The 24,498-nt window shown below is 67.2% G+C and carries 19 protein-coding genes and 3 pseudogenes; 12 read left to right on the top strand and 10 right to left on the bottom strand.

Going from position 1 to position 24,498, the window contains the following annotated elements; translation table 11 throughout:
- The 6 genes from OR16_RS25530 to OR16_RS25505 all read left to right on the top strand — a co-directional run.
- On the top strand, nucleotides 1-667 hold a 667-nt coding region (locus tag OR16_RS25530), incomplete at its 5' end, for an ABC transporter permease subunit (protein WP_006161143.1).
- 11 nt (nucleotides 668-678) lie between these two features.
- Nucleotides 679-1,473, top strand: coding sequence for an ABC transporter permease subunit (locus OR16_RS25525; protein ID WP_006161141.1), 795 nt, complete (start codon nucleotides 679-681; stop codon nucleotides 1,471-1,473).
- Nucleotides 1,474-1,487: 14 nt separating this feature from the next.
- Nucleotides 1,488-2,561: a P1 family peptidase gene (locus OR16_RS25520; RefSeq protein ID WP_043421067.1), complete on the top strand. Its 1,074-nt coding sequence runs from the start codon at nucleotides 1,488-1,490 to the stop codon at nucleotides 2,559-2,561.
- Between the two features lie 11 nt (nucleotides 2,562-2,572).
- Nucleotides 2,573-3,400: a M55 family metallopeptidase gene (locus tag OR16_RS25515; protein ID WP_006161138.1), complete on the top strand. Its 828-nt coding sequence runs from the start codon at nucleotides 2,573-2,575 to the stop codon at nucleotides 3,398-3,400.
- Nucleotides 3,401-3,574: 174 nt separating this feature from the next.
- Nucleotides 3,575-4,414, top strand: a complete 840-nt coding sequence (locus OR16_RS25510; protein ID WP_006161136.1) for a hypothetical protein — start codon at nucleotides 3,575-3,577, stop codon at nucleotides 4,412-4,414.
- Between the two features lie 95 nt (nucleotides 4,415-4,509).
- The gene (locus tag OR16_RS25505) at nucleotides 4,510-5,589 is read left to right on the top strand and encodes a M14 family metallopeptidase (protein ID WP_006161134.1); all 1,080 of its coding nucleotides are present in this window, start codon (nucleotides 4,510-4,512) and stop codon (nucleotides 5,587-5,589) included.
- Between the two features lie 90 nt (nucleotides 5,590-5,679).
- On the opposite strand, the gene prmB is transcribed toward OR16_RS25505, so the two are convergent.
- The 7 genes from prmB to OR16_RS44645 all read right to left on the bottom strand — a co-directional run bounded on the left by prmB (nucleotide 5,680) and on the right by OR16_RS44645 (nucleotide 11,147).
- Nucleotides 5,680-6,573 carry a 50S ribosomal protein L3 N(5)-glutamine methyltransferase gene (gene prmB, locus OR16_RS25500; RefSeq protein WP_006161132.1) on the bottom strand — a complete coding sequence of 298 codons (894 nt, stop codon included), beginning with the start codon at nucleotides 6,571-6,573 and terminating at the stop codon, nucleotides 5,680-5,682.
- Between the two features lie 25 nt (nucleotides 6,574-6,598).
- Nucleotides 6,599-7,750 (bottom strand): succinyl-diaminopimelate desuccinylase, encoded by a 1,152-nt coding sequence (gene dapE / locus OR16_RS25495; RefSeq protein WP_006161131.1) that lies wholly within the window; start codon nucleotides 7,748-7,750, stop codon nucleotides 6,599-6,601.
- Nucleotides 7,751-7,845: 95 nt separating this feature from the next.
- Nucleotides 7,846-8,193, bottom strand: a complete 348-nt coding sequence (locus OR16_RS25490) for an arsenate reductase (protein ID WP_006161129.1) — start codon at nucleotides 8,191-8,193, stop codon at nucleotides 7,846-7,848.
- A 37-nt stretch (nucleotides 8,194-8,230) separates the two neighbouring features.
- Nucleotides 8,231-8,590 (bottom strand): hypothetical protein, encoded by a 360-nt coding sequence (locus OR16_RS25485; RefSeq protein ID WP_006161128.1) that lies wholly within the window; start codon nucleotides 8,588-8,590, stop codon nucleotides 8,231-8,233.
- A 174-nt stretch (nucleotides 8,591-8,764) separates the two neighbouring features.
- Nucleotides 8,765-9,592 (bottom strand): 2,3,4,5-tetrahydropyridine-2,6-dicarboxylate N-succinyltransferase, encoded by an 828-nt coding sequence (gene dapD, locus OR16_RS25480; RefSeq protein ID WP_006161126.1) that lies wholly within the window; start codon nucleotides 9,590-9,592, stop codon nucleotides 8,765-8,767.
- Between the two features lie 78 nt (nucleotides 9,593-9,670).
- Entirely contained in the window at nucleotides 9,671-10,888 is a 1,218-nt protein-coding gene (dapC, locus tag OR16_RS25475) for a succinyldiaminopimelate transaminase (protein ID WP_006161124.1), read from the bottom strand.
- A 28-nt stretch (nucleotides 10,889-10,916) separates the two neighbouring features.
- Nucleotides 10,917-11,147 (bottom strand): hypothetical protein, encoded by a 231-nt coding sequence (locus OR16_RS44645; protein ID WP_192816458.1) that lies wholly within the window; start codon nucleotides 11,145-11,147, stop codon nucleotides 10,917-10,919.
- Here OR16_RS44645 and OR16_RS25470 point away from each other — a divergent pair.
- Nucleotides 11,074-12,055, top strand: a pseudogene (locus OR16_RS25470) (DMT family transporter). The gene OR16_RS44645 and the pseudogene OR16_RS25470 sit on opposite strands and share 74 nt — an antisense overlap.
- Before the next feature lie 13 nt (nucleotides 12,056-12,068).
- On the opposite strand, the gene OR16_RS25465 reads toward OR16_RS25470, so the two are convergent.
- Nucleotides 12,069-12,944 carry a ferritin-like domain-containing protein gene (locus OR16_RS25465; protein ID WP_237717221.1) on the bottom strand — a complete coding sequence of 292 codons (876 nt, stop codon included), beginning with the start codon at nucleotides 12,942-12,944 and terminating at the stop codon, nucleotides 12,069-12,071.
- A gap of 448 nt (nucleotides 12,945-13,392) precedes the next feature.
- On the opposite strand from OR16_RS25465, the gene smc reads away from it, so the two are divergent.
- From smc to def, 4 genes and pseudogenes are all read left to right on the top strand, one after another.
- A complete protein-coding gene (gene smc / locus OR16_RS25460) occupies nucleotides 13,393-16,908 on the top strand; it encodes a chromosome segregation protein SMC (protein WP_006161115.1) in 3,516 nt (1,171 codons plus the stop codon).
- Between the two features lie 58 nt (nucleotides 16,909-16,966).
- A pseudogene (locus OR16_RS25455) lies at nucleotides 16,967-18,230 on the top strand (cell division protein ZipA C-terminal FtsZ-binding domain-containing protein).
- A gap of 62 nt (nucleotides 18,231-18,292) precedes the next feature.
- Nucleotides 18,293-20,400 (top strand): annotated as a pseudogene (gene ligA, locus OR16_RS25450) (NAD-dependent DNA ligase LigA).
- The gene (gene def, locus OR16_RS25445; RefSeq protein WP_006161113.1) at nucleotides 20,397-20,930 is read left to right on the top strand and encodes a peptide deformylase; all 534 of its coding nucleotides are present in this window, start codon (nucleotides 20,397-20,399) and stop codon (nucleotides 20,928-20,930) included. Before ligA ends, def begins: the two are co-directional and overlap by 4 nt.
- Before the next feature lie 16 nt (nucleotides 20,931-20,946).
- Here def and OR16_RS25440 read toward each other — a convergent pair whose 3' ends face one another.
- Nucleotides 20,947-21,879, bottom strand: coding sequence for a LysR family transcriptional regulator (locus OR16_RS25440; protein WP_006161110.1), 933 nt, complete (start codon nucleotides 21,877-21,879; stop codon nucleotides 20,947-20,949).
- A 180-nt stretch (nucleotides 21,880-22,059) separates the two neighbouring features.
- On the opposite strand from OR16_RS25440, the gene OR16_RS25435 reads away from it, so the two are divergent.
- Nucleotides 22,060-23,205 carry a hypothetical protein gene (locus OR16_RS25435; protein WP_006161108.1) on the top strand — a complete coding sequence of 382 codons (1,146 nt, stop codon included), beginning with the start codon at nucleotides 22,060-22,062 and terminating at the stop codon, nucleotides 23,203-23,205.
- Nucleotides 23,206-23,377: 172 nt separating this feature from the next.
- Here the strand turns inward: OR16_RS25435 and OR16_RS25430 are convergent.
- Nucleotides 23,378-24,498, bottom strand: a 1,121-nt coding sequence (locus OR16_RS25430; protein ID WP_006161107.1) for a pseudouridine synthase, incomplete at its 5' end; no start/stop codon positions are given.

Below are 24,498 nucleotides of genomic sequence, written 5' to 3'. Positions count from 1 at the left end.
TCCAGTCAGCGAGGAGATCGGCGACCGCTTCATGCCGACGCTGTACCTGACGCTGGCGTCGATGGCGTGGGCAGTGATCTTCGGCATGGTGATCGGGATCAGCTCGGCGGTGTGGCGCAATCGCTGGCCCGATCGTTTCGGCATGACGCTGGCCGTGTCCGGCATTTCATTTCCCGCCTTCGCGCTGGGCATGCTGCTGATGGAGGTGTTTTCGGTGCAGCTGGGCTGGCTGCCGTCGATCGGCGCCGATACCTGGAAGCACTACATCCTGCCGTCGATCACGCTGGGCGCCGCGGTGGCCGCCGTGATGGCGCGTTTCACCCGCGCCTCCTTTGTCGAGGTGCTGAATGAAGATTTCGTGCGGACCGCGCGCGCCAAGGGCGTGGGCGAGTTCCTGGTGGTGGCCAAGCACTGCCTGCGCAACGCCATGATTCCCGTGGTGACCATGATGGGCCTGCAGTTCGGTTTCCTGCTGGGCGGCTCGATCGTGGTGGAAAAGGTGTTCAACTGGCCTGGCCTCGGACGCCTGCTAGTGGACGCGGTCGAGATGCGCGACTACCCGGTCATCCAGGCCGAGGTGCTGCTGTTCTCGCTCGAGTTCATCCTGATCAACCTGGTGGTCGACGTGCTGTACACCGTCATCAACCCCGCCATTCGTTACAAGTAAGTGAGGCCGGCATGACCCAGCTATCCACGCCCGCCAACGGCGAGCCCGCCGTCCCGGCCGCAGCCGCCACGCAAGAAGCCGTGCGCACGCCCTGGACCGAGTTCTGGCGCAAATTCCGCAAGCAGCACCTGGCGCTCGGCGCCGGTGTGTTCGTGCTGCTGCTGGTGGCGGTGGCGGTCCTCGCGCCGCACCTGGTGCCTTACGACCCGGAGAATTTCTTCGACTACGACGCGCTCAATGCCGGCCCCTCGGCCGCGCACTGGTTCGGCGTCGATTCGCTCGGGCGCGACATTTTCAGCCGCATCCTGGCCGGCGCCCGCATCTCGCTGGCGGCGGGCTTCTTCTCGGTCATCATCGGTGCCATCGTCGGTACCGTGCTGGGGTTGCTGGCCGGTTACTACGAGGGCTGGTGGGACCGCATCGTGATGCGCATCTCGGATGTGCTGTTCGCCTTTCCGCTCAAGCGCCTGACGTATGTGGAAGCCGCGCGCAGCATTGGCGCGTCCGACTTCACCATCCTGATGCGCCACATCCTGCCGGGCACCATCTCGTCCATCGTGGTGTATTTCTCGATGCGCATCGGCACCTCGATCATCACCGCCGCCAGCCTGTCCTTCCTGGGCCTGGGCGCGCAGCCGCCCACGCCGGAGTGGGGTGCGATGCTCAACGAGGCCCGCGCCGACATGGTGACCGCGCCGCACGTGGCGATCTTCCCCAGCCTGGCGATCTTCCTGACCGTGCTGGCGTTCAATCTGCTGGGCGACGGCCTGCGCGACGCGCTGGATCCCAAGATCGACCGGCGCTAGGGAACGGCACGCATATGTCCGAAGGAATGCCGCATATCGGCGCGCTGGCAGCCGGCGCGCGCAACAGCATCACCGACGTGCCCGGCGTAACGGTCGGCCACTGCACGCTGGCCGAAGGCGCCTGCCAGACCGGCGTGACGGTGGTGCTGCCGCACGCCGGCAGCCTGTTCACCGACAAGGTGCCGGCCGCCGCCACGGTGCTCAACGGCTTTGGCAAAAGCGTCGGGCTGGTGCAAGTGGACGAGCTCGGCGTGCTGGAGACGCCCATCGCGCTAAGCAACACCTTTGCCGTGGGGGCGCTGGTGCAGGCCCAGGTCCGGCAGGCCATCGCGGCCAATCCCGAGATCGGCCGCGCCTGGCCCACGGTCAATCCGCTGGTGTTCGAGTGCAACGACGGCTACCTGAACGACATACAAGCGATGGCTGTGCAGGAGGCGCATTATGCGCAAGCCTGCGCCTCGGCCTGCGCCGACTTCGCGCAGGGCGCGGTCGGGGCAGGGCGCGGGATGTCGTCGTTCGGGATGAAAGGTGGCATCGGCTCCGCCTCGCGCCAGGTGGGTGAGTACCATGTGGGCGTGCTGGTGCAGGCGAACTTTGGCACCTTGCCCAGCTTCACCGTGGCCGGCGCGCGCCTTGGCGGCGTGCTGGCCGAACTGCTCAAGGCACATACGCAGGCGCCGGCGGAGTCCGGCCCGGAGAAGGGCTCGATCATCATGATCCTGGCCACCAATGCGCCGCTGGACGCGCGCCAGCTGCGCCGGCTGTCGCTGCGCGCGGGCGCCGGCCTGGCGCGCACCGGCTCGGTGTTCGGCCACGGCTCGGGCGACATCGCCCTCGCATTCTCCACCGGCTACACCGTGCCACAGCTGGCCGACGCGCCCATGCCGGCGCTGGCGATGCTGCACGAGACGCGCCTCGACGCGCTCTTCCACGCCGCCGCCGACAGCGTCGAGCAGGCCATCCTGCATGCGCTGTGGCAGGCCGACAGCGTGCATGGCCGCGACGGCCACCAGCGCGTTGCACTGCGCGAGCTGATGCCCGAGCTGCCGCAGTGGCTCGCGCGTCATGCAACCTCCCGGACCAACTGACTACACCCAGCATGAAGATCCTGATTTCCACCGACATCGAAGGCGTGGCCGGCGTCTTCCACGCCGAGCAGACCCGCGCCGGCAACGGCGAGTACGAACGTGCCCGGACCTGGATGACGGCCGAGGCCAACGCCGCGGTGCAGGGTGCTTTCGCAGGCGGCGCGACCGATGTGCTGGTCAACGACTCGCACGGCGGCTTTCGCAACCTGCTGCCCGACCAGCTCGACCCGCGCGCGCGCCTGGTGCTGGGCAAGCCGCGCTACCTGGGCATGATGGCCGGCGTGCAGGGCTGCGACGGCGTCTTCATGATCGGCTACCATGGCCGCGCGCAGAGCCGCGGCATCCTGGCCCACACCATCAACAGCGGCGCGTTCGCCCGCATCTGGCTCAATGGCCAGGAACTGGGCGAGGCGGGGATCTACGGCGCGCTGGCGGGCGAATTCGGCGTGCCGGTGCTGATGGCCAGTGGCGACGATGTCTTCGTGGGTGAGACCCGGCCGCTGATGCCCTGGGTGCGCTACGTGCAGACCAAGGAAGCCAGCGGGCAAGGCAGCGGTAGCACGCTGTCGCTGGTCGCGTCGCGCGACGCGATTGCCGCGGCGGCCGAGCAGGCCGTACGCGAGCAGGCCGTACGCGAGCAGGGCGGGCAGCCCCTGAAGTTCGGCGGCCCGATCCGCTGCCGCTTGCAAACCCAGGGCCCGGCCTATGCCGACCTGTTCTGCCAGTGGCCCGCGCTGGAGCGCGTGGACGGCGTGACGCTGGTGTTCGATGCCGCTTCGGTGCAGGCGGCTGTGCGCATGCTGAACTGCCTGTCGGCGATGGCGTTCATGCTGAAGTAGGGCACGGCCTGGCCTGTTGAGGTTGTCGAGGCGGTTGTGTTCGCTTGTGCCTGGTTGTGCCTGGTTGTGCCGCCGCTGGCCGCATGGTGGACAATAGCGGGTGGCAGGCGCCGGCGGCGCCCGCAAGCAATAAGCCACTTCTCGGCACTCATCACGGCAGGTACAAGCAGATTCATGATCGCAGTCAACGACGGGAGCTGGACTCCCGTACGCAAGGATTTTGTCGCACCCGGCACGCGCTGCCGGCAGCAGGCCGGCCGTGGGCGGCACCATGGCTTCGGCAACGGCCAGGCCTTTATCCTGCGCGACGGGCAAGGCCACGAGCATCCCTTTGGCGAGGCCTGCGCGCGGGCCGTCCTGGCCGAGCCGGACCTGCTTTACCTGGTGCCGGACTACACCGAGCGGGACGTCGGCCAGCCCGCGGCCGTACCCGCGCCAGAAGCAACGGCACCGGACAACGAGGAGTTCGAGGCACCCAGCCCGGCCGCCACGCGGGCACGCGCCGCGGCGGGCGGTGGCCGCGAAGGCAAGGCCAGCGATGCCGCGCTGCGGCGCATATCGGCCATCCGCTATCTCGTGCTGCGCATGGAAAAAGTGGCCGGCGTGCCGCGCGTGCAACCCACCGTGCGTTTTCCTGCCCTTGAAGCGGTGTATCAGTCCTACCTGGAAACCGGCGAGCTGCCGGATGCCCAGGTCAAGCGCATTCTCGCCATCGAGCGCAGCGCAACCACGCCGCCCAAGCTCAAGACCATCAACCTGCTCGATGTCTACACCGCGCACATCAAGCTGGAGCGCGTGATCCAGGAATCCAACCGCGTCGAGCAGCGCCGGTTCCTGCGCAGCATCCATGACTGGCTGGCGCGCCACCTGGTGCTGTCCGCCGCGCAGATCGCCGCGGCAGGCATCCAGATGCATCCGCATGCGTTCCGCTCGCTGTTGCTGCGTGATGCGGCGCCGGCGGAAACCACCAAGAGCGAAAGGGGCGAAAGGGGCGCCGAGGGCGGCAAAGGCTAGCTGCCCGGCATCGGGTGGCTTCGGATGGCATTGGCAGGCAAGTTGGCGTTTAATAGCGGCACCCTCACTCCTCGCCAAGCGCGAAATTCGCTGTCATGTCCCTGCACACCAGCTTTTCCCGCAACTATGCCGAAGCGCGGCAGAAATTTCGCGATGCCGCCCATGCCGCCGGCGCCACGCTGACCGATTTTCCCCATCCCACCAAGCGCGGCAGCGCCGGCGAGGAACTCGCCATGGATGTGGCCTGGGTAGGCGACGCCGAGGCCAGGCGCTTCCTCATGGTGACTTCGGGCATGCATGGCGTGGAGGGCTTCTGCGGTTCCGGGGCGCAGGTCGCCATGCTGGGCGACGCCGCGTTGCTGCAGGCGTGCGCCGATGCCGGCGTGGCGCTGCTGATGGTCCATGCGGTCAATCCCTATGGCTTCTCGCATATGCGGCGCGTCAATGAGGACAATGTCGACCTCAACCGCAATTTCATGGATTTCACCGAGCCCTTGCCGGAGAACGCGCCGTACGCCGAAGTGGCGCCGATGCTGCTGCCCGAGCAGTGGCCGCCTTCGGAGGCTGCCCAGGCGGCGCTGATGAAGACCGTGGCCGAGAAGGGCTTGTCCTGGTACCAGTCGGCGGTGAGCGCCGGCCAGTATCAGGCGCCTGAAGGGCTGTTCTTCGGCGGCAACAAGGCGACGTGGAGCAACTACACGCTGCGCCGCATCCTGGCGCGCTTTGGCGCCGGGCGCGAAGCCCTGCGATGGATCGACCTGCATACCGGCCTGGGGCCTTGGGGCTACGGCGAGCCCATCTATATGGGACCGGACCGGGAAGAGGACATCGGCAAGGCGCGCGCCATCTGGGGCAGCAATGTCACGTCGATCTACGACGGCTCGTCGGCATCGGCCAATCTCAATGGCATGGCCTGGATGGCCGCGCCGCAGACCTTGCCGACGCTGGCGTACAACGGCATCGCACTTGAGTTTGGCACCTTGCCTGTCACCGAGGTGCTGGAGGCATTACGTGGCGATCATTGGCTGCACCTGCATCCGGAGGCCGACGAAGGCCAGCGGAACCTGATTCGCCGAGCGATGTGGCATGCCTTTTATGGGGACGCGGATGACTGGCGCGAGAGCGTGGTGGAGCAGGTCAGGGAGGTGGTGATGAAGGGATTGGCGGGGTGGTGAAACGGCGCTGATCCTATCCAGATTCGGCAGCGCTGCTGGTGCTGCGAAGAAAAGGCCGCAGTCATCTGCGGCCGGTTCTTGAATAGGCCTTCAACCGGGCAACGCTTCATAAGTCAGCAGGAACACCTGCTCCTCGCCGGCGCTGACCGGCAGCCAGACGATCTCCAGGTCGGGGAACGCCGCTTCCACGTTGGCATGCTCGTTGCCAATCTCCACCACCAGCGCGCCGCCGGGGTTCAGGCGCGCCTTGGCGCCGGCGATGATGCGGCGGACCACGTCCATGCCGTCGTCGCCCCCAGCCAGTGCGATGCGCGGCTCGGCCTGGTATTCGGCCGGCAGCGCTTGCATGGAGGTTTCGTTGACGTAGGGCGGGTTGGTGAGGATCACATCGTATTTGGCGCCGGCGGGCAGCGGTGCGTACAGGTCGCCCTCGTACAGGCTGATGCGGTCTTCCATCTTGTAGTCCGCCACGTTGCGGCGAGCGACGGCCAGCGCGTCCGGCGAGATGTCGACGGCATCGATGCGGGCCTTCGGCCAGACGTGCGCGGCGATGATGGGCAGGCAGCCGGAGCCGGTGCAAAGCTCCAGCACCGGGCCGATCTCGGCGCTGTCGCCCACCCACGGCTCCAGTCCTTCATGCAGCAGTTCGCCCACAAAGCTGCGCGGCACGATCACGCGCGAGTCCACGTAGAAGCGCAGGCCGTGCATGAAGGCTTCGTTGGTGATGTAGGCCGCAGGCACGCGCTCGGTGACGCGGCGCTCGATGACCTGCAGCACGGCGTCGACTTCTTCGGGCAGCAGGCGCGCGTCGAGGAAGGGGTCGAGCGTGTCCAGCGGCAGGTGCAGCGTATGCAGCGTGAGGTACGCGGCTTCGTCGTAGGCGTTGGCGCTGCCATGGCCAAATGACAGCTTGGCTTGGGTGAAGCGCGATACCGCGAAGCGCAGCAGGTCGCGCACGGTGAGCAGGGGGGAGGCGGTTGCCATAAGGTCTTTCCTTGGTCCGCGGCGATCAGGCGATCAGGCGTTCCAGCACGCCGCGGTAGATGTTCTTGAGGGGTTCGATAAATCGCACTTCCACGTGCTCGTCGATCTTGTGGATGCTTGCATTGGGCGGCCCGAACTCGATCACCTGCGGGCAGATCTTGGCAATGAAGCGGCCATCCGAGGTGCCGCCCGTGGTCGACAGCTCGGTCTTGACGCCTGTTTCCGCGGCGATGGCGCCGGCCAGCGCTTCGGAGAGATCGCCGCGCGCGGTCAGGAAGGGCTCGCCGCCGAGGGTCCAGGCCAGGTCGTAGTCGAGCTGGTGGCGGTCCAGGATGGCATGCACGCGCGCCTTCAGGCCGTCGGGCGTGCTGGCGGTGGAAAAGCGGAAATTGAAATCGATGGCGACGTGGCCCGGGATCACGTTGGTGGCGCCGGTGCCGCCGTGGATATTCGACATCTGCCAGCTGGTGGCCGGGAAGTACTCGTTGCCTTCGTCCCAGCGCTCGTTCACCAGGTCGGTCAATGCTGGCACGGCCAGGTGGATGGGGTTCTTGGCCAGATGCGGGTAGGCGATATGGCCTTGCACGCCCTTTACGGTGAGCTTGCCGGAGAGCGAGCCGCGACGGCCGTTCTTGACCATGTCGCCGAGCGTGTCGACCGAGGTGGGCTCGCCCACCACGCAGTAGTCGAGCCGTTCGCCACGCGCCTTGAGCGCTTCGACCACTTTCACGGTCCCGTCATGCGCCGGGCCTTCTTCGTCGCTGGTGATCAGGAAGGCGATCGAGCCGGCGTGGTCCGGGTGGGCCTGCACGAATTCTTCCACCGCTACCACGAAGCCGGCGATCGAGGTTTTCATGTCGGCGGCACCGCGGCCATACAGCTTGCCGTCGCGGTGGCTGGGCAGGAAGGGGTCGGAGCCCCATTGCTCAAGCGGGCCGGTGGGCACCACGTCGGTGTGGCCGGCAAAGGCCAGCAGCTTGCCGTCCTGGCCGCGCGTGCCGCGCTTGACGGCCCACAGATTGGTCACGCGGAAGTCGTCCGGGCCGCTGACGATTGCTTCGCAGGCGAAGCCCAGCGCCTTCAGGCGGGTCTCCAGCACGGCTTGGCAGCCTTCATCGGCGGGCGTGACGGAGCGGCGGCGGATCAGGTCTTCGGTGAGGGCGAGTGTGGGGTTCATGGTGGCAGCGAGGAGGCACGTGGCGCCGGAATCCGGCGGGCGCATTGTTCGAGTCTTGCATCCTGGCAGCGCATGTCCTGGCGCTGCCATCGGGCTTAAAAAAGGCTGGCGTAATTATCCGGCGAAAACCCCACGCTGACGCTGCCCTTGTGGGCCAGCACCGGCCGCTTGATCAGCGAAGGGCTTTGCTGCATCAGCGCAATCGCGCCGGCCTCTTGTTCTGCCAGCGCCTTGTCCGCGTCGGACAGCGCGCGCCAAGTGGTGCCCTTGCGGTTGAGCAAGGTAGCGAGCGGCACATGCGCGAGCCACCCGCGCAGCATGGCTTCGTCCACGCCTTGCTTCTTGAAGTCGTGGAAGGTGTAGTTCACACCGTTGGATTCGAGCCAGGTACGGGCTCTCTTGACGGTATCGCAGTTGGGAATGCCGTAGAGCAGGACAGTCATGGCGATGAGCGGAGAAACGCGGGGCCGGCCGGTCTGGCTAGCGCAGCAAAAGGTTGAGGGCGACCACCAGGCCGGCAAGCCCGAGTGCAAAGCCGGCCATGGCCACGCCGGTCATCAGGCGCAGGCGGCGATCGAGCCGTGCGGCTTCGCGGCGCAGGGCCTCGATGGTGATGGCGTGTTGCTCGGCCAGCAGCTTGACGGCCTCGGCCTGCTGCATGGCGGCGTTTTCCAGGTCCGCGATGCGCGCGGCAGGGTCACGCGTGTCCAGGCCGGGCGTGTCGGCACTGCCATCGCGGCGTTTGCCCTTCTTGATCTTCTCGATGGTCTTGTTGGCCTGTTCGAGGATCGTGGGCAGCAGCGAGAGAACGGTGGTGACAGTGGTCGGGTCCAGGGCCATGAGTCGCTTGCGAAGGGCGGGCCAGCGAAAGCCAGCGGCGGTATCCGCGGAGCGGGAACCGTTGGAGAGCGGGGGGAGGGGAGCGTTGGCGTTCTGATCCGGCATTCCGCTCAGACCGGCCGCGCACGCGCGCGGTTCCGGGCCAGGGGGCTCCCCTCGATGCAGCGGGCGAGATCAGTCGCCGCGCAGCAGGTCGTTCAGGCTGGTCTTGGCGCGGGTTTGCGCGTCCACCTTCTTGACGATCACGGCGCAGTACAGGCTGTACTTGCCGTCCTTGGAGGGCAGGTTGCCCGCCACCACCACCGAGCCAGCCGGCACGCGGCCGTAGTGGATCTCGCCGGTTTCGCGGTCATAGATCTTGGTCGACTGGCCGAGGTACACGCCCATCGAGATCACCGAGTTTTCTTCCACGATCACGCCTTCGACCACTTCCGAGCGCGCGCCGATGAAGCAGTTGTCTTCGATGATGACCGGGTTGGCCTGCAGCGGCTCGAGCACGCCACCGATGCCGACGCCGCCGGACAGGTGGACGTTCTTGCCGATCTGGGCGCACGAACCGACGGTGGCCCAGGTGTCGACCATGGTGCCTTCATCGACGTAGGCGCCGATGTTGACGTACGAAGGCATCAGCACCGCGTTCTTGGCGATGAACGAGCCACGGCGGGCGACCGCCGGGGGCACCACGCGGAAGCCGCCCTTGGCGAAGTCGTCAGCGCTCCAGTTGGCGAACTTGGTCGGCACCTTGTCGTAGAACTGGGCGAAGCCACCGGCGGACATCGGTGCGTTGTCTTCCAGGCGGAAGGACAGCAGCACGGCCTTCTTGATCCACTGGTTGACGATCCATTCCTTGCCTTGCTTCTCGGCCACGCGCAGGGCGCCGGTGTCGAGCTGGCCGATCACGTTGGCCACGGCTTCGCGGATGTCGTTGGGGGCGGACTTGGGCGAGAGGCTTGCGCGGTCTTCCCATGCCTGGTCGATCAGGGCTTGCAGTGCTTGCGTCATATGCGTGTTTTCAGTGGTTGATCGTTGTCTACAACAAAATAGCGTGTGTGCGGTGCGCCTGGCCCGCGTACTCCGGTCTTAGCCCAGCGATTTGCAGAAGGCGACGATGCGGCGCGCGCCTTCCAGGCATTCCTCGGGCGTTGCCACCAGCGCCATGCGCACGCGGTTGGCGCCCGGGTTGATGCCGTCGGACTCGCGTGCCAGGTAGCTGCCCGGCAGCACGGTGACGTTCTGCTCGGCCAGCAACCGCGCGGCGAACCCGGTATCCGAGAGGCCCGTGCGCGTGACATCCGCCCACAGGTAGAAGCCGGCATCGGGCAGGGCCACGTCCAGCACTTCGGCCAGCATCGGCGTGACCTCGGCAAATTTGCGTACATAGGCGGCGCGATTGTCGCGCACATGGGCCTCGTCGTTCCAGGCCGCCACGCTGGCGCTCTGCACCGCCGGGTTCATGGCGCCGCCGTGATAGGTACGGTATAGCAGGAATTTCTTCAGCAGGGCGGCGTCACCGGCCACGAAGCCCGAGCGCAGGCCGGGCACATTGGACCGCTTGGACAGGCTGGAGAACATCACCAGGCGTTCGAAGGGGTGGGCGCCTTCGGCGCGGCCCAGCTTGTGCGCCGCTTCCAGCGCGCCCAGCGGCGGCTCGCCTTCCTTGAAGTAGATCTCCGAATAGCACTCGTCCGAGGCGATCACGAAGCCGTGGCGGTCCGACAGCGCGAACAGCTCGCGCCAGTCTTCCAGCGAGAGCACCGCGCCGGTCGGGTTGCCCGGGGAGCACACGAAGACCAGTTGCACCTTGGCCCAGGTGTCGGCGCCGATGCGATCGAAGGCCGGGGCGAAATTGCGCGCCGGGTCGCTGTTGGCGAACACCGGGGTAGCGCCGGCCAGCAGCGCCGCGCCTTCATAGATCTGATAGAACGGGTTGGGGCACAGCACCAGGGCGCCCGGCTGGCTGGCGTCTACCACGGTCTGGGCGAAGGCGAACAGCGCCTCGCGCGAGCCGGTGACCGGCAGCACCTGGGTGGCGGCATTGACCGCCGGCAGGTTGTAGCGGCGCTGGAGCCACGCGGCGATGCACTGTCGTAGTGCATCGGATCCGGCCGTTGTGGGATAATTCGCCAGTCCCTGCAACGCGTTCGACAGCGCCGCCTTGATGAATTCTGGCGTGGGGTGCTTGGGTTCGCCGATACCGAAGCTGATCGCGGGCAGTGCGCCGTTTGGTTTGACGTCAGCCAGCAGCACGCGCAGTTTCTCGAACGGATAGGGCTGGAGCAGGTCGAGGCGGGGATTCACGATCAGGTTCAGGCCGGTAGGGCCAAGCTCAAAGCCGGTCATTATAAAGGATCGCCGGGCTTTCCCGCGTGCCGGCAAGGCCCTGGCGGCGCGCCGCCCCGACGATTGCCCCCGATCGTCCCACAATGGTTTTCCGATACCGAATATTGACTGGCTGCCCAACCGGCAGCCTTAACCGTTTTCCCATGAGCAATCTGCCACCTGCTTCCACCGCCTCGGCCCCGGCCGACCCGCATGCCTTCAAGTCCACCTTGTCCATCCTCCTGGGCGCCTCGGTCTGGGGCATCGCCTGGTTCCCCTACCGGGTGCTCGCCGGCTGGGGCCTGGGCGGCATGACGGCGGCGGCCCTGGTGAGCGCCATGGCCGCCCTGATCGCCTTGGTGGCCTTTGCCCGCCACCTGGGCGGCCTGCGCTGGTCGTGGCTGTTCGTGGCGATCGGGCTGGCGGCCGGCGTGACCAATGCCGGCTTTGTGTGGGGCAGCGTCAACGGCCACGTGATGCGGGTGTTGCTGCTGTTCTACCTGACGCCGGTATGGACGGCCTTGTTCGCCCGCGTTTTCCTGGGCGAGAAGCTGTCGGCATCCGGCTTGCTGCTGGTGGTGCTGGCGCTGTTCGGCGCGGGCCTGATGCTGTGGACGCCGGAAGTTGGCCTGCCGCTGCCCACGCATGCGGCGGAATGGTCCGGCCTGATCGGCGGCATGGGGTTTGCCGTCAACAATGTGCTCTCACGCCGAGCCGGGCAAGCGCTATCCGGAGATGGATGCGCGCCTGCGCACCGTGATGGTCTACCTGGGCTGCACGGCTGTGGGCCTGCCCTGCGCGCTGTTGCTGGAGCCGGGCGGCGTGGCGCTGGCGCCGGCGATCGGCTGGGGCGGCCTGGCGCTGATGCTGGGCCTCGCCGCCACGCTGGTGCTGAGCAATTCGGTGGTCCAGTATGGGCTGCAACGCCTTCCGGCCAACCGGGTATCGCTGCTGATGCTATTCGAGATCGTGATCGCGGCGGTGTCGTCGTGGTGGCTGGCCACCGAGACGCTGAGCTGGAAGGAGGCGGCCGGCGGCGTGTGCATCGTGGCGGCCGGCGCCTTGTCGGGGCTGGTGCACCGTACCAAGGCGCGCCGCGCCAACAACGCCGCCGGTGCGGCGGACCAGGCGCTGCAGCCGCAATAGCTGACGCATTGCGTCAATAAAGCATCGCCCGCGATACCACCGCCACCAGCGGCTTGCGGATGGCCCGTTCCACGCCGGCATGCAGGCGCAGCGGGCGAAGCAGCATCTTGACCGTCATCTCGATCGGCAGGTTGCGCCGGATCACGGCACTGACCCGGGAGTTGAGCCTGCGCACGTCTTTTTGCGGTATAACCTCGCTGCCCCGCTCGATGCGCAGCACGTTGCGCAGCGCGATCTCCGCGTCTTCGTTCTTGATTTCCAGCAGGCGGCGCACCAAGGCGCCCAGCACACGCAGGCGGCCGAGCCGTTCCACGCCGTTGAAGGCGTTGAAGTAGCGGTAGAAATGCTTGTAGTGGCGCACCTCGTCATCGGCGATGCGCCGCGTCAGGTTGCGCAGCACCGGCTCGTCGCTGGCTTGCTCCAGGGAGCGGTAGAGGGCCGCGGTGCCGGTCTCGACCACGCAGCGCGCCGCCATCTCAAGCGCTTCCGTGGGCTCGAAATTGTCGATCGAGCAGGTATGGCGGTATTCCTCGAAGAACCGCGCATAGCCGCGCTCCCAGTCGAACTCGGGCCAGACATGTTCCACATAGCGGCGCAGGGCCAGGCCGTGCTGCAACTCCTCCGCCTCCCAGTGTTCCGACAGCCAGGCGGAAGCCTCGGGGTGGGCGGCGTAGTAGCTGGCCAGGTTGCCTGCATATGTGTCCGAGCCGCTTTCGACAAAGGACGCCGACACCAGCAGGTAGAACAACTCGCGATCGGGCCGCACGCGGGCGGTGTCGATCGCCTGGTAATCGATGTCGCTCAAGGACCAGGGTGGTGTTTTAGGCGCATTTTCGGCAGCCTGGCCGGACAAGCTGCTGTCTGATATCGCCGGTGTGAAGGCGGTCATGCTGAACACTCCCAGAAGGGTCGCGGAGCCGGGCTCCACGTTGGCCAGAGACGGCCATTGCGCTGGTAACGGGACGGCAGGCGCAATGGGCATCAAGGATCACGCTGACAATAAAGAGACTAGCACTAACCCTCGGAAGTTTCCCGCCGGTGCCAAGATAGGTGGCGTCTTTCCGGCGCGGGGTGGTCTTCGGCGCATGCCAGCATCGCCGCGAGTGTGGGGCGCGAACGGCACAAGGTGTATCGGAAGCGGCCTAAACCCCCTGGGGAAATGGCCTGCGCTTAGCCCGGAAAGCGCCCGGACGCCGAAGGCGCGATGGTATGATTAGCGCCATCTATCGGGCACAAGAGAGAAGGCATGGGGCGCAACCGGCACGCGTCGGCCCCGTTTCTCGTTGGGGCCCGGCTCTCCTGAACGCTGCATTACGCTAGATACCCCACGACCAACCGTGAGACTGTCCTCGATCAAGCTGGCGGGCTTCAAGTCCTTCGTCGATCCCACCAATTTTCAAGTGCCCGGCCAGCTGGTCGGCATCGTCGGTCCCAACGGCTGCGGCAAATCGAACATCATCGATGCGGTGCGCTGGGTGCTGGGCGAGTCGCGCGCCTCCGAGCTGCGCGGCGAGTCCATGCAGGACGTGATCTTCAATGGTTCCACCGCGCGCAAGCAGGCGGGCCGCGCTAGCGTCGAACTGGTGTTCGACAACCCCGAAGGGCGCGCTGGCGGGCAATGGAGCCAATATGCCGAGATCGCCGTCAAGCGGGTGCTGACCCGCGACGGCACCTCCTCCTACTACATCAACAACCAGGCCGTGCGCCGCCGCGACATCCAGGACATCTTCCTGGGTACCGGCCTGGGGCCGCGCGCCTACGCCATCATCGGGCAGGGCATGATCTCGCGCATCATCGAGGCCAAGCCCGATGACATGCGGATCTTCCTGGAAGAGGCCGCCGGCGTGTCCAAATACAAGGAACGCCGCCGCGAAACCGAAAACCGCTTGTCCGACACGCGCGAGAACCTGACCCGTGTCGAGGACATCCTGCGCGAGCTCGGCACTAACCTGGACAAGCTCGAAGGGCAGGCCGAGGTGGCCCAGCGCTTCAAGACCTTGCAGTCCGACGGCGAGGAAAAGCAGCACCTGCTGTGGCTGCTGCGCAAGCGCGAGGCCCAGGCCGAGCAGGAGCGGCACACGCGTGCCATCGAGCAGGCCCAGATCGACCTGGAAGCGCAAACCGCGCAGCTGCGCCACGTCGAGGCCGAGCTCGAGACCATGCGCGCAGCGCATTACGCAGCCTCGGACAATATGCACACGGCGCAGGGCGGCCTGTACGAAGCCAATGCCGAGGTCAGCAAGCTCGAGGCCGAGATCCGCTATGTGGTGGAGTCGCGCAACCGCGTGCAGGCGCAGATCGCTGCCCTGACCGCCCAGCGCGAGCAGTGGCAGGGCAAGTCCGAGCAGGCGACCGATGCCCTGGCGCAGGCCGAGGAAGAACTGGCGGTGGCCGAAGGCCGCACCGTCGAGTCCCAGGAAGCGGTAGCGCACAAGACTGACGAGCTGCCCACGCTGGAAGCCCAGTGGCGCGATGCGCAGGTCCTGTCCAACGAGCAGCGCGCCAGCATCATGCAGGCCGAGCAGGCGCTCAAGCTGGAGGCGGCGCAGCAGCGCAGCGCCGACCAGATGCTGCAGCAGCTCGAACAGCGCCGCGAGCGCTTGTCCGGCGAGGAGAAGGGGCTCGACCGCCCCGATGAAATCCGCCTGGACGAGCAGCGCGCCGAGCTGGCCGAGCAGGAAGCCGTGCTGGAAGAGGCACAGGCCATCCTGGCTGACTCCGCCGACAGCGTGCCGCGCCTGGACAGCGAGCGCCGCGGCGCGCAGGAGCGCGTGCAGCGCGAGGCCGCCGCGATCGGGGCGCTGGAGGCGCGCCTGGCCGCGCTCAAGCAGTTGCAGGAAAACGTGCAGACCGAAGGCAAGGTACAGCCCTGGCTGGCCAAGCACGGCCTGGCCGAGCTGCCGCGCCTGTGGAAGAAACTCCATATCGAGCCGGGCTGGGAAAGCGCGCTGGAATCCGTGCTGCGTGAAAAGCTCGGCGCCCTCGAAGTCTCCAACCTGGACTGGATCAAGTCCTTCCTGTCCGACGCGCCGCCTGCCAAGCTGGCCTTCTACTCGCCGCCGCCGGCTGCGCGCCCGCAGGAAGCCCCCGCCGGCCTGCGCCCGCTGATGGCGCTGGTGCAAGTCACCGAGCCCGGCATCCGGGCCGTGATGCAGGACTGGCTGGCCGATATCTACACCGCCACCGACATGGCGTCGGCGCTTGCGCAGCGCGCCACGCTGCCGGAAGGCGCATCGTTCGCCGTGGCCGAGGGCCACCTGGTGGGCCGCAGCTCGGTCCACCTGTACGCTGCCGATTCCGAGCAGGCCGGCATGCTGGCCCGCGAGCAGGAAATCGAGAACCTGCAGAAGCAGGCCCGCGCCCAGCTGCTGCTGTCCGACGAGGCCAAGAGCCAGGCGGTACGCGCGGAGGCGGCCTATACGCAGGCCAGCGCCGCGCTCACCGAGGCACGCGGGCGCAGTGAGCAAGCCACCCGGCGCGTGCACGCATTGCAGATGGACGTGCTCAAGCTGTCGCAGGCCATGGAGCGCTACGCCGCGCGTAGCGGCCAGATCCGCGAGGAACTGGCGGAAATCGCCGCGCAGATCGAAGAGCAGCGCGCCATCCGCGCCGAGTCCGAAGCCAGTTTCGAGCAGCACGACGCCGCGCTGGCCGAGATGCAGTCCACGCACGAAGACCACCAGATGGCCTTCGAGGCGCTGGACAGCAAGCTCTCATCGGCGCGGCACCAGTTGCGCGACTTCGAGCGCGCGGCGCAGGAAGCGCTCTTCGCCGAGCGCAACCTGGCCAGCCGCATCGACGAACTGCGCCGCAATATCCAGACCGCCGGCGACCAGTCGGAGCGCCTTGCGCAGTCGCTGGAAGACGCCCGCGTCGAGCTGGAAACCATCAACGAGCAGACCGCTCACACCGGCCTGCAGGACGCGCTGGAGCGCCGTGCCGAGAAGGAAGAAAAGCTCCAGCTCGCCCGCACCGAGCTCGACGCGCTGTCGGCGCAGCTGCGCCAGTACGACGATCAGCGCCTGGCCGCCGAGCGCAGCCTGCAGCCGCTGCGCGACCGCATCACCGAGTACCAGTTGAAGGAACAGGCCGCGCGCCTGAACCAGGAGCAGTTCAGCGAGCAACTGACTACCGCCGAGGTGGATGAGGCCGCGCTGGCCGAGAAGCTCACGCCCGATCTCAAGCCCTCGTACCTGCAGGGCGAAGTCACGCGCCTTAACAACGCCATCAACGCGCTCGGGCCGGTGAACATGGCCGCGCTGGACGAACTTGCGGCGGCGCGCGAGCGCAAGACGTTCCTCGATGCACAGTCGGCCGACCTGATCGACGCCATCACCACGCTGGAAGACGCGATCCACAAGATCGACCAGGAAACCCGCGCGATGCTGCAAGGGACCTTCGACCAGGTCAACCATCACTTCGGCGAGCTGTTCCCGTCGCTGTTCGGTGGCGGGCAGGCCAAGCTGATCATGACCGGCGACGAAATCCTCGACGCGGGGGTGCAGGTGATGGCGCAGCCGCCGGGCAAGAAGAACTCGACCATCCACCTGCTGTCGGGCGGCGAGAAGGCCCTGACAGCCATCGCGCTGGTGTTCGCCATGTTCCAGCTCAATCCGGCACCGTTCTGCTTGCTCGACGAGGTGGACGCGCCGCTGGACGATGCCAATACGGAGCGCTACGCCAATATGGTGGCGCGCATGTCGGACAAGACCCAGTTCGTCTTCATTTCCCACAATAAAATCGCAATGGAAATGGCACACCAGTTGATTGGCGTGACGATGCAAGAGCAAGGTGTATCGCGTATCGTCGCCGTGGATATGGATGCAGCGATCTCGATGGCGGAGGCAGCATGACACTCCAGACCGCCCTGATCGTTGCAGCGCGCTGCAGCCCGAAGACGACCTGCCGCCGATGCGCGAGCCGGGTGATCAGCCCCGCGGTGACCCCCGTGGTCAAGCCGCAAGCCAGCGCCAAGCTGCACGAGCCATCGCCCGAGCATCAGGTCGAGCGGCGCGAGCCCACGCTGTCGGCCTCGCCGCTGGACGCTGCCGCGGTGGCGGCGGGCATGGCTGCCAGCTCGGCGGATGCCGACGACGCCCTCGCGGACGAAGTGGCGGTTGCCGCGGCGCCGTCGTCGGCCCATGCGCCCCATTCGGCTGCCGACAAGCCCGGGCATGCCGGCGAGGCGGGGGAGTCCGCCGGCCCTGACGGGTCTGGGGGGGCTGACAATAGGCATGACACCGCGGACCACGAAGAACACGCCGAGCCGGTACAGCCCAAGCAAGAGCCAGCGCCTGCCAAAGAGCCGCAGCCCGAGCCCGTCGCCCTCGATGGCCAGCCCACGCCAGCCGTCATCGATCCGCTGATCGACTGCATCGTGCCGCTGCACCTGGAGCGCAAGAGCTCGGGCGATCGCATCCTGCCGCTCACCGGCCGCCTGCGCCGCGCGGGTACCAAGCAGGTGCACATCGAAGGCCTGCGCAGCGAAGCCAATGCCTGGGAGCCGGTTACCGCCGGCCATCAGTATGAAGACCTGCAGGTCGCGGTGCAGCTTGCCAACCGCGGCGGCGCGCTCAATGCGCTTGAGTTTTCCGAGTTCGTCAACGCGGTGGAAGCGCTGGCGGAAGCGCTCGATGCCTCGGCCGAGCTGCCTGACATGACCGAGACGGTCGCCAACGGCCGCGAGCTCGATGCGTTTGCCGCCAGTTGCGATGTGCAGCTTGGCGTCAACGTGATCTCCGACGGCGCACCGTGGTCGGCGGCCTATGTGCAGACGGTGGCGACCCAGGACGGGCTGGTGTTGTCGCGCGACGGCACCCGCTTCACGCGCTACCAGGCCAACGCCGAGGGCGTGCAGCGGGCACTGTTCACGCTGCAATTCGGCGATACCAACTTCCTGCGCGATGACCTGACGGCCAAGGCCGGCCGCCAGATCACGCTGCTGCTCGATGTGCCGTCCGCAACGCAGGCGACCAAGCCGTTCAAGACCGTGTGCGAGTATGGCTACAGCCTGGCGCAGCGCATGGGCGCACAACTGGTCGACGACAATATGCGGCCGCTGAGCGAGTCGTCCTTCGTCGCCATCTTCGGCCAGCTGCAGACACTCTATGACAAGCTGGAGGCGCGCGGCATGCCTGCGGGCTCGCCGGTGACGCTACGTTTGTTCAGTCTCTGAAACGCCAGTTCGACAACGACGACAACCGATTCGGTCCTTCAGCATGAGCACCAAACGAGAAGGTGCGGCGGCGCAAGCCCCGCCACCTGTCAGCGATTCTCCCGCCGCCGCGCGCCGACTGGCTGCGTGCGGAGCTGGAACGCCACAACCATCAGTACTACGTCCTCGATGCGCCGTCCGTTCCCGATGCGGAATACGATGCGCTGTTCCGCGAGTTGCAGGACATCGAGGCCACGCATCCCGAATTGCTGAGCCCGGAGTCGCCCACCCAGCGCGTGGGCGGACAGCCGCTGTCCGCCTTCGATACGGTGCGCCACGCCATCCCGATGCTGTCGCTCAACAACGGCTTCGAGGATGAGGATGTGCTGGCCTTCGACCGCCGTTGCGCGCAGGGGCTTGGGCGCGCTGCGCCCGCCGAGGGCACGGCCGACCTGTTCAGCGCCGCCGAGGCGGTGGAGTATGCCTGCGAGTTGAAGTTCGACGGCCTGGCCATGTCCTTGCGCTACGAGGCTGGCCGGTTGGTGCAGGCCGCCACCCGCGGCGATGGCGAGACCGGTGAGGACGTGACCGTCAACGTGCGCACCATCAAGGCGATTCCGCTGCGCTTGCGCGGCGAGCCTGCGGCCTTGCCAGCAGTGCTGGAAGTGCGCGGGGAAGTCTTCATGTATCGCCGCGAGTTCGACAAGCTCAATGCGCGGCAGGCCGAGGCTGGGGAAAAGACCTTTGTCAATCCGCGCAATGCCGCCGCTGGCAGCCTGCGCCAACTGGATCCGCGCATTACCGCCAAGCGTCCGTTATCGTTCTTTGCCTACGGGCTGGGCGAGCTGCAAGGCGCGTCGCGTCCCGAGACGCACAGCGCCATGCTCGGCTGGTTCGCCGGCCTCGGCATGCCGGTCTGCGCCGAGCGCGAGGTCGTGCGCGGCGCCGAGGGCCTGCTGGCGTTCTACCGCGGGGTGGCGAGCGGCGCGCGGCATTGCCGTACGATATCGACGGCGTCGTGTACAAGGTCAACGCGCTGGCCGAGCAGGAGCGGCTTGGCTTCGTGTCGCGCGCACCGCGCTTCGCGCTGGCACACAAGTTCCCGGCCCAGGAAATGACCACGGTGGTCGAGGACATCGAGGTGCAGGTCGGCCGCACCGGCGCCATCACGCCGGTGGCGCGGCTTGCGCCGGTGTTCGTGGGTGGTGTGACGGTGACCAATGCCACGCTGCACAACGAGGACGAGATCCGCCGCAAGGACGTGCATATCGGCGACACCGTGATCGTGCGGCGCGCGGGTGACGTGATTCCCGAAGTGGTGGCGGTGGTGCCGGAGCGCCGGCCCGCCGACGCGCGCGCTTTTGTCATGCCCACCGCATGTCCGGTGTGCGGATCACACATCGAGAAGCTGGAAGGCGAGGTGATCGCGCGCTGCACCGGCGGCTTGATCTGCGCGGCCCAGCGCAAGCAGGCGCTGCTGCATTTCGCGCAGCGCCGCGCCATGGATATCGAAGGCTTGGGCGACAAGGTCGTCGAGCAACTGGTCGACATGGCCATCGTGCACACCCCGGCCGATCTCTACAAGCTTGGCATTGCCAAGCTGGCCGCGCTGGACCGGATGGCCGACAAATCGGCCACCAACCTGGTGGCGGCCATCGAGGCCTCGCGCGCGACCACGCTCAACCGCTTTATCTTCTCGCTTGGCATCCGACATGTGGGCGAGGCGACGGCCAAGGACCTGGCCAAGCATTTCGGCAAGCTCGATGGCCTGCTGGCTGCCGACGAGGCCGCCTTGCTGGAGGTCAACGACGTGGGGCCGGTAGTGGCGCAGTCCATCGCCAACTTCCTGGCCGAGCCGCACAATGTGGAAGTCATCGAGCAACTGCGCGCCGCTGGCGTGCACTGGCTGGAAAGCGAGCCGGCGGAGCGCGCCGCGCCCGCGCCGCTGGCCGGGAAGACCTTTGTGCTGACGGGCACGCTGCCCACGCTCTCGCGCGAAGACGCCAAGGAAATGCTGGAAGCCGCCGGCGCCAAGGTGGCCGGCTCGGTGTCGAAGAAGACCGACTACGTGGTGGCTGGCGCCGAAGCGGGCAGCAAATTGGAAAAGGCCGAGGCGCTTGGCGTGCCCGTGCTGGACGAGGCTGCCTTGCTGGCTTTGCTGGCCGGGCTTAATACCGGAGATCAAGCATGATCCGTGACATTCTCAAGATGGGCGACCCGCGCCTGCTGCAGGTAGCGCGCCCTGTCACGCGCTTCAACACACCGGAGCTGCGCGTCCTGGTCGACGATATGTTCGACACCATGGATCACGCCAACGGTGCTGGCCTGGCCGCGCCGCAGATCGGCGTGGACCTGCAGGTGGTGATCTTCGGCTTTGACCGCAATCCGCGCTATCCCGACGCGCCGACCGTGCCCAAGACCGTACTGATCAATCCCGAGTTGACGCCGCTTGGCGAGGAGCAGGATGAGGCCTGGGAAGGCTGCCTGTCGGTGCCGGGGCTGCGCGGGGTGGTGCCGCGATTCACGCGCCTGAAGTACACCGGGTTCGACGTGATGGGCGCGCGCATCGAGCGCGTGGCCGAGGATTTCCACGCGCGCGTGGTGCAGCATGAATGCGACCACCTTCAGGGCATCCTCTATCCCATGCGGGTGACGGACTTCACGCGCTTTGGTTTTACCGAAGTGCTGTTCCCCGACCTGCCTCCCAATAGCGACGATTGATAGTAGCGACGACTGATCAGCGGCTGCCCTGGCGGCGATGGCGTGCCGCGATGCGGTGGGTCAGCGCGACCAGCGCCGCGCAGGCCGGGTTGTCGTCGCGCTCGCGGTAGGCGAGCGTGAGCGGCGCGCGCAACAGCCCGGCTTCCTCCATGCGGCGATAAGCCACTCCATGCGGGTTGAGTCCGGCCATCGAGGCCGGCACCACGCTCACGCCGGCGCCGGCAGCCACCAGGTTGAGGTTGCTCAGCATGCGCTCGACTTCCGCGCCGACGCGCGGCGTGAAGCCCAACCGCTCGCAGACCTTCAGCAGATCGCCGTACATGCCCGGCGCGCCCGGGCGCCGTACCAGGATGAACGCATCGTCTGCCAGCGCGCGCAGCGAGATGGCTTCCTGGGCCGATGCGCCGCGCTTGCGCAGCAGCGGATGGTCAAGCGGCAGCGCGATTACCATTTCCTCTTCCAGCAGCAGGTCAAAGCGCAGGCCCTCCGGGCGTCGCACCGGGGCGCGCAGCAGCGCCACGTCCAGGGTGCCCGTGGTGAGTTGCTCGATGACCTCGGCTGCATTGCTCTCGCCGAGCTTGAGCGTGACGCCGGGAAACCGGCGGCGGCAGGCGCGCAGGACCTCGGGCGTGAGCTTGTGCGCCGCGGCCGAACTGGTGAAGCCGACCGATAGCGTGCCTTCCTCGCCCCGCGCCATGCGCTGCATGCGCTGGCGCATCTGGTCCAGGCGCGCAAAGACGTCCAGTGCGTCCGCGCGCAGCGCATGCCCGGCGGCCGTAAGCGCCACGCCGCGCGGCTGACGCTCGAACAGGATCACGCCCAGCTCCGTCTCGAGCGCCTTCAACTGCTGCGACAGTGGAGGCTGCTGGATGCCGAGTTGCTCGGCGGCGCGCGTGATATGGCCGGTTTCGGCTACCGCGAGGAAGTAGCGGAGGTGTCTCAGTTCCATGCTTTGTTCCCGGGCCGGGGTTGCAGAATGCATATCTATTCGATATGTATTCTGACTGTGGCATATATTTTACATCCAGGCCAGGCCGGCCTACGATGGTGCGGCCCAACGAACCAAAACGCATGAAAACACTGGCGAGCGCGCCGAGCGCTGCGCCACATCGGCCTCAGGAGGCAGGACATGAAGACACTTTGCCTTGCGCGCCGCGCGTGGATCGCGCTGCTTGCGCTTGCCGCTGCGGCCCAGTTCGGCTGCGCCGCGCCAGGCTCGGACAACGCCGCGCAACAGGGCGCGCCGCTGTCCGGCACGGCGCCGCAAGCCGCTGCCCCACAATGGCAGCGGGTCAGGCTCGGCACCGGCGCGAGCGCCTACGATTTCCCGGTCTACGCCAGCCATCCGCTGGATGGCGACCTGAGCGGCATCCGCGAGGTGATCTTCGTCCAGCACGGGTTGCAGCGTAACGGCGACGACTACTTCACGGCCGGCGCGGCGCTGCTCAAGCAAACCGGGCGCAATCCCGACGCCGTGCTGCTCATCGCGCCGAACTTCCCCGGTACGCCGGATGCGGCCAAGGGCAAGCATTTCGACGGCATGCCGAGATGGAGCGTGCAGGGCTGGATGGGTGGGGAGGATGCGGTCAACCCGCCGTTCTCGGTGAGCTCGCTGCAGGTGCTGGATGACCTCGTCGGCATGGTGACCAACAAGGCCCGTCTTCCTGCGGTGACCCGCGTGACGGTGGCCGGCCACTCGGGTGGCGCGCAACTGGTGCATCGTTATGCGGTACTGAACAATGTCGACGAGCGCATTCGGGCGGCCGGCATCGACCTGCGCTACGTGGTGGCCAATCCTTCGTCGTATCTGTATTTCACGCCGGAACGTCCGCGCGGCAAGGGCTTCGCGCCCTATGACACGGCCATTTGCGCCGACTACGACAAATACCGTTACGGCATGCGCGACATGGTGCCCTATGCGCGCGGCGCGACGGGCGATGCGCTGTTCCACCGCTATCTGCAGCGCCAGGTAACCTATCTGGTGGGTTCGCAAGACAACGACCCCAATCACCGCGTGCTCGACAAAGCCTGCGGCGCTGAAGCCGAGGGGGCGACGCGACTGGAGCGGACGCGCGGCTACCTGCGCTATGAGCACTATCTTGCCGCGCAACTGGGCAGCCAGCGCCCGCTGGTCCGCCACCAGGCCTTCGAAGTCGTTGGCGTTGGCCACAACCAGTCGCGCATGCTTGGTTCGCAATGCGGGGCCAGGGCGGTATTCGGGCTGGAGGCGTCGGCCAATGCGGATGGTGCGGGCTGCCGTGCGCCACAGCTGTGAAGCGATTGGCACAGGGCAGGGCGCGCGGTTGAGGCAATGGCTAGCCGAGGCCGCTGGGTTGATCCCGGCGGCCAGGCCGGGCAAGCGGCGCTAGCGCGTCGATGCCACGAGCTTGGCGCCGGCGCGGCGCGTGGCGCTGGCCACGCTGGTCGGGGCGCCGCCGCCAGCTTGCTTAGAACTTCTCGAAGGCGCCGAGGAAGCGCCACTGGCCGACCGGCAGGTCGCCCAGCACGATGCGGCCCATGCGCACGCGCTTCAGGCCCACGACCCGCAGGCCAACCTGTTCGCACATGCGGCGAATCTGGCGTTTCTTGCCCTCGCGCAGGACGAAGCGCAATTGCTCCTCGTTCTGCCAGCTCACCTTGGCCGGCTTGAGCGCCTCGCCATCCAGCGACAGGCCGTGGCGCAGCTTCTCGATGAGTTCCACCGGGAACACGTGCGAGATGTCGCGCTCGACCAGGCCTTCCGGCGAATCCCAGCTTACCCGCACCAGGTATTCCTTCTCGACAGTCGAATCCTCGCCGATCAGGTGGCGCGCAACGCGGCCGTCCTGGGTCAGCACCAGCAGGCCGGTGGAGTCGATGTCGAGCCGGCCGGCGGGGGCCAGGCTCTTGCGCTGCCACGGGGCAAAGCGCTTGCGGGTAGGATCCTGCTCCCACTGGTTTTCCGGCGCAAACAACACAGCAGCGGGCTCGTAGCCGTCTTCGGCCTGGCCCGATACGTAGCCGACCGGCTTGTGCAACAGCACGGTCACGCGTTCGCCTTGCTCGGAGCGGGCAGCCTGGTGGATCTCGATGTTGGCGTCCGGGCTGATGCGTGAGCCCAGTTCGGTGACAGGCTGGCCATCGACCAGCACCCAGCCGCGCGGAATCCATTCATCAGCTTCGCGGCGCGAGCACAGGCCGAGTTCCGACATTCGCTTGGACAGGCGCACCAGGCCATCGGAGCTGGGTTGGGGCGCATTCTGCACGGGTGCGGCACGTTCCGGACGCCCCGCGGGGGTGCCCTGGTAGCCGCGCTGGCCAGCATCGCCGGCGCGGCGCGGACGGTCGTTGTCGCCACCGTGTGCGGGACGGCGAGGGCGGTCGTCGCCCTCGCCGGCGAAGCGGCGCGGACGGTCCTGGCCTTCGCCTTGGCCGAAATTGCGCGGGCGATCGTTGCCTTCGCCGGCGAAGCGGCGGGGGCGGTCCTGGGCCTTCGCCCGGGGGAAGCGGCGCGGGCGGTCCTGGCCTTCGCCGGGTGCGAAACGACGCGGGCGATCTTGCCCTTCGCCGGGAGCAAAGCGGCGCGGGC

This window comes from Cupriavidus basilensis OR16, assembly GCF_000243095.1.
GTDB classification, from domain to species: domain Bacteria; phylum Pseudomonadota; class Gammaproteobacteria; order Burkholderiales; family Burkholderiaceae; genus Cupriavidus; species Cupriavidus basilensis_D.
Note: the sequence above shows the minus strand (reverse complement) of the source record. Positions and strands in the feature narration are given on the sequence as shown.

What these genes read in the sequence shown, in the direction of transcription:
- def (WP_006161113.1), top strand. Translation starts at nt 20,397, where the DNA reads ATGATCCGTGACATTCTCAAGATGGGCGACCCGCGCCTGCTGCAGGTA.
- OR16_RS25465 (WP_237717221.1), bottom strand. Translation starts at nt 12,944, where the DNA reads ATGACCGCCTTCACACCGGCGATATCAGACAGCAGCTTGTCCGGCCAG.
- dapE (WP_006161131.1), bottom strand. Translation starts at nt 7,750, where the DNA reads ATGAACCCCACACTCGCCCTCACCGAAGACCTGATCCGCCGCCGCTCC.
- prmB (WP_006161132.1), bottom strand. Translation starts at nt 6,573, where the DNA reads ATGGCAACCGCCTCCCCCCTGCTCACCGTGCGCGACCTGCTGCGCTTC.
- dapD (WP_006161126.1), bottom strand. Translation starts at nt 9,592, where the DNA reads ATGACGCAAGCACTGCAAGCCCTGATCGACCAGGCATGGGAAGACCGC.
- OR16_RS25510 (WP_006161136.1), top strand. Translation starts at nt 3,575, where the DNA reads ATGATCGCAGTCAACGACGGGAGCTGGACTCCCGTACGCAAGGATTTT.
- OR16_RS25490 (WP_006161129.1), bottom strand. Translation starts at nt 8,193, where the DNA reads ATGACTGTCCTGCTCTACGGCATTCCCAACTGCGATACCGTCAAGAGA.
- OR16_RS44645 (WP_192816458.1), bottom strand. Translation starts at nt 11,147, where the DNA reads ATGGACAAGGTGGACTTGAAGGCATGCGGGTCGGCCGGGGCCGAGGCG.
- OR16_RS25520 (WP_043421067.1), top strand. Translation starts at nt 1,488, where the DNA reads ATGTCCGAAGGAATGCCGCATATCGGCGCGCTGGCAGCCGGCGCGCGC.
- OR16_RS25485 (WP_006161128.1), bottom strand. Translation starts at nt 8,590, where the DNA reads ATGGCCCTGGACCCGACCACTGTCACCACCGTTCTCTCGCTGCTGCCC.
- OR16_RS25440 (WP_006161110.1), bottom strand. Translation starts at nt 21,879, where the DNA reads ATGGAACTGAGACACCTCCGCTACTTCCTCGCGGTAGCCGAAACCGGC.
- OR16_RS25435 (WP_006161108.1), top strand. Translation starts at nt 22,060, where the DNA reads ATGAAGACACTTTGCCTTGCGCGCCGCGCGTGGATCGCGCTGCTTGCG.
- OR16_RS25525 (WP_006161141.1), top strand. Translation starts at nt 679, where the DNA reads ATGACCCAGCTATCCACGCCCGCCAACGGCGAGCCCGCCGTCCCGGCC.
- OR16_RS25505 (WP_006161134.1), top strand. Translation starts at nt 4,510, where the DNA reads ATGTCCCTGCACACCAGCTTTTCCCGCAACTATGCCGAAGCGCGGCAG.
- OR16_RS25515 (WP_006161138.1), top strand. Translation starts at nt 2,573, where the DNA reads ATGAAGATCCTGATTTCCACCGACATCGAAGGCGTGGCCGGCGTCTTC.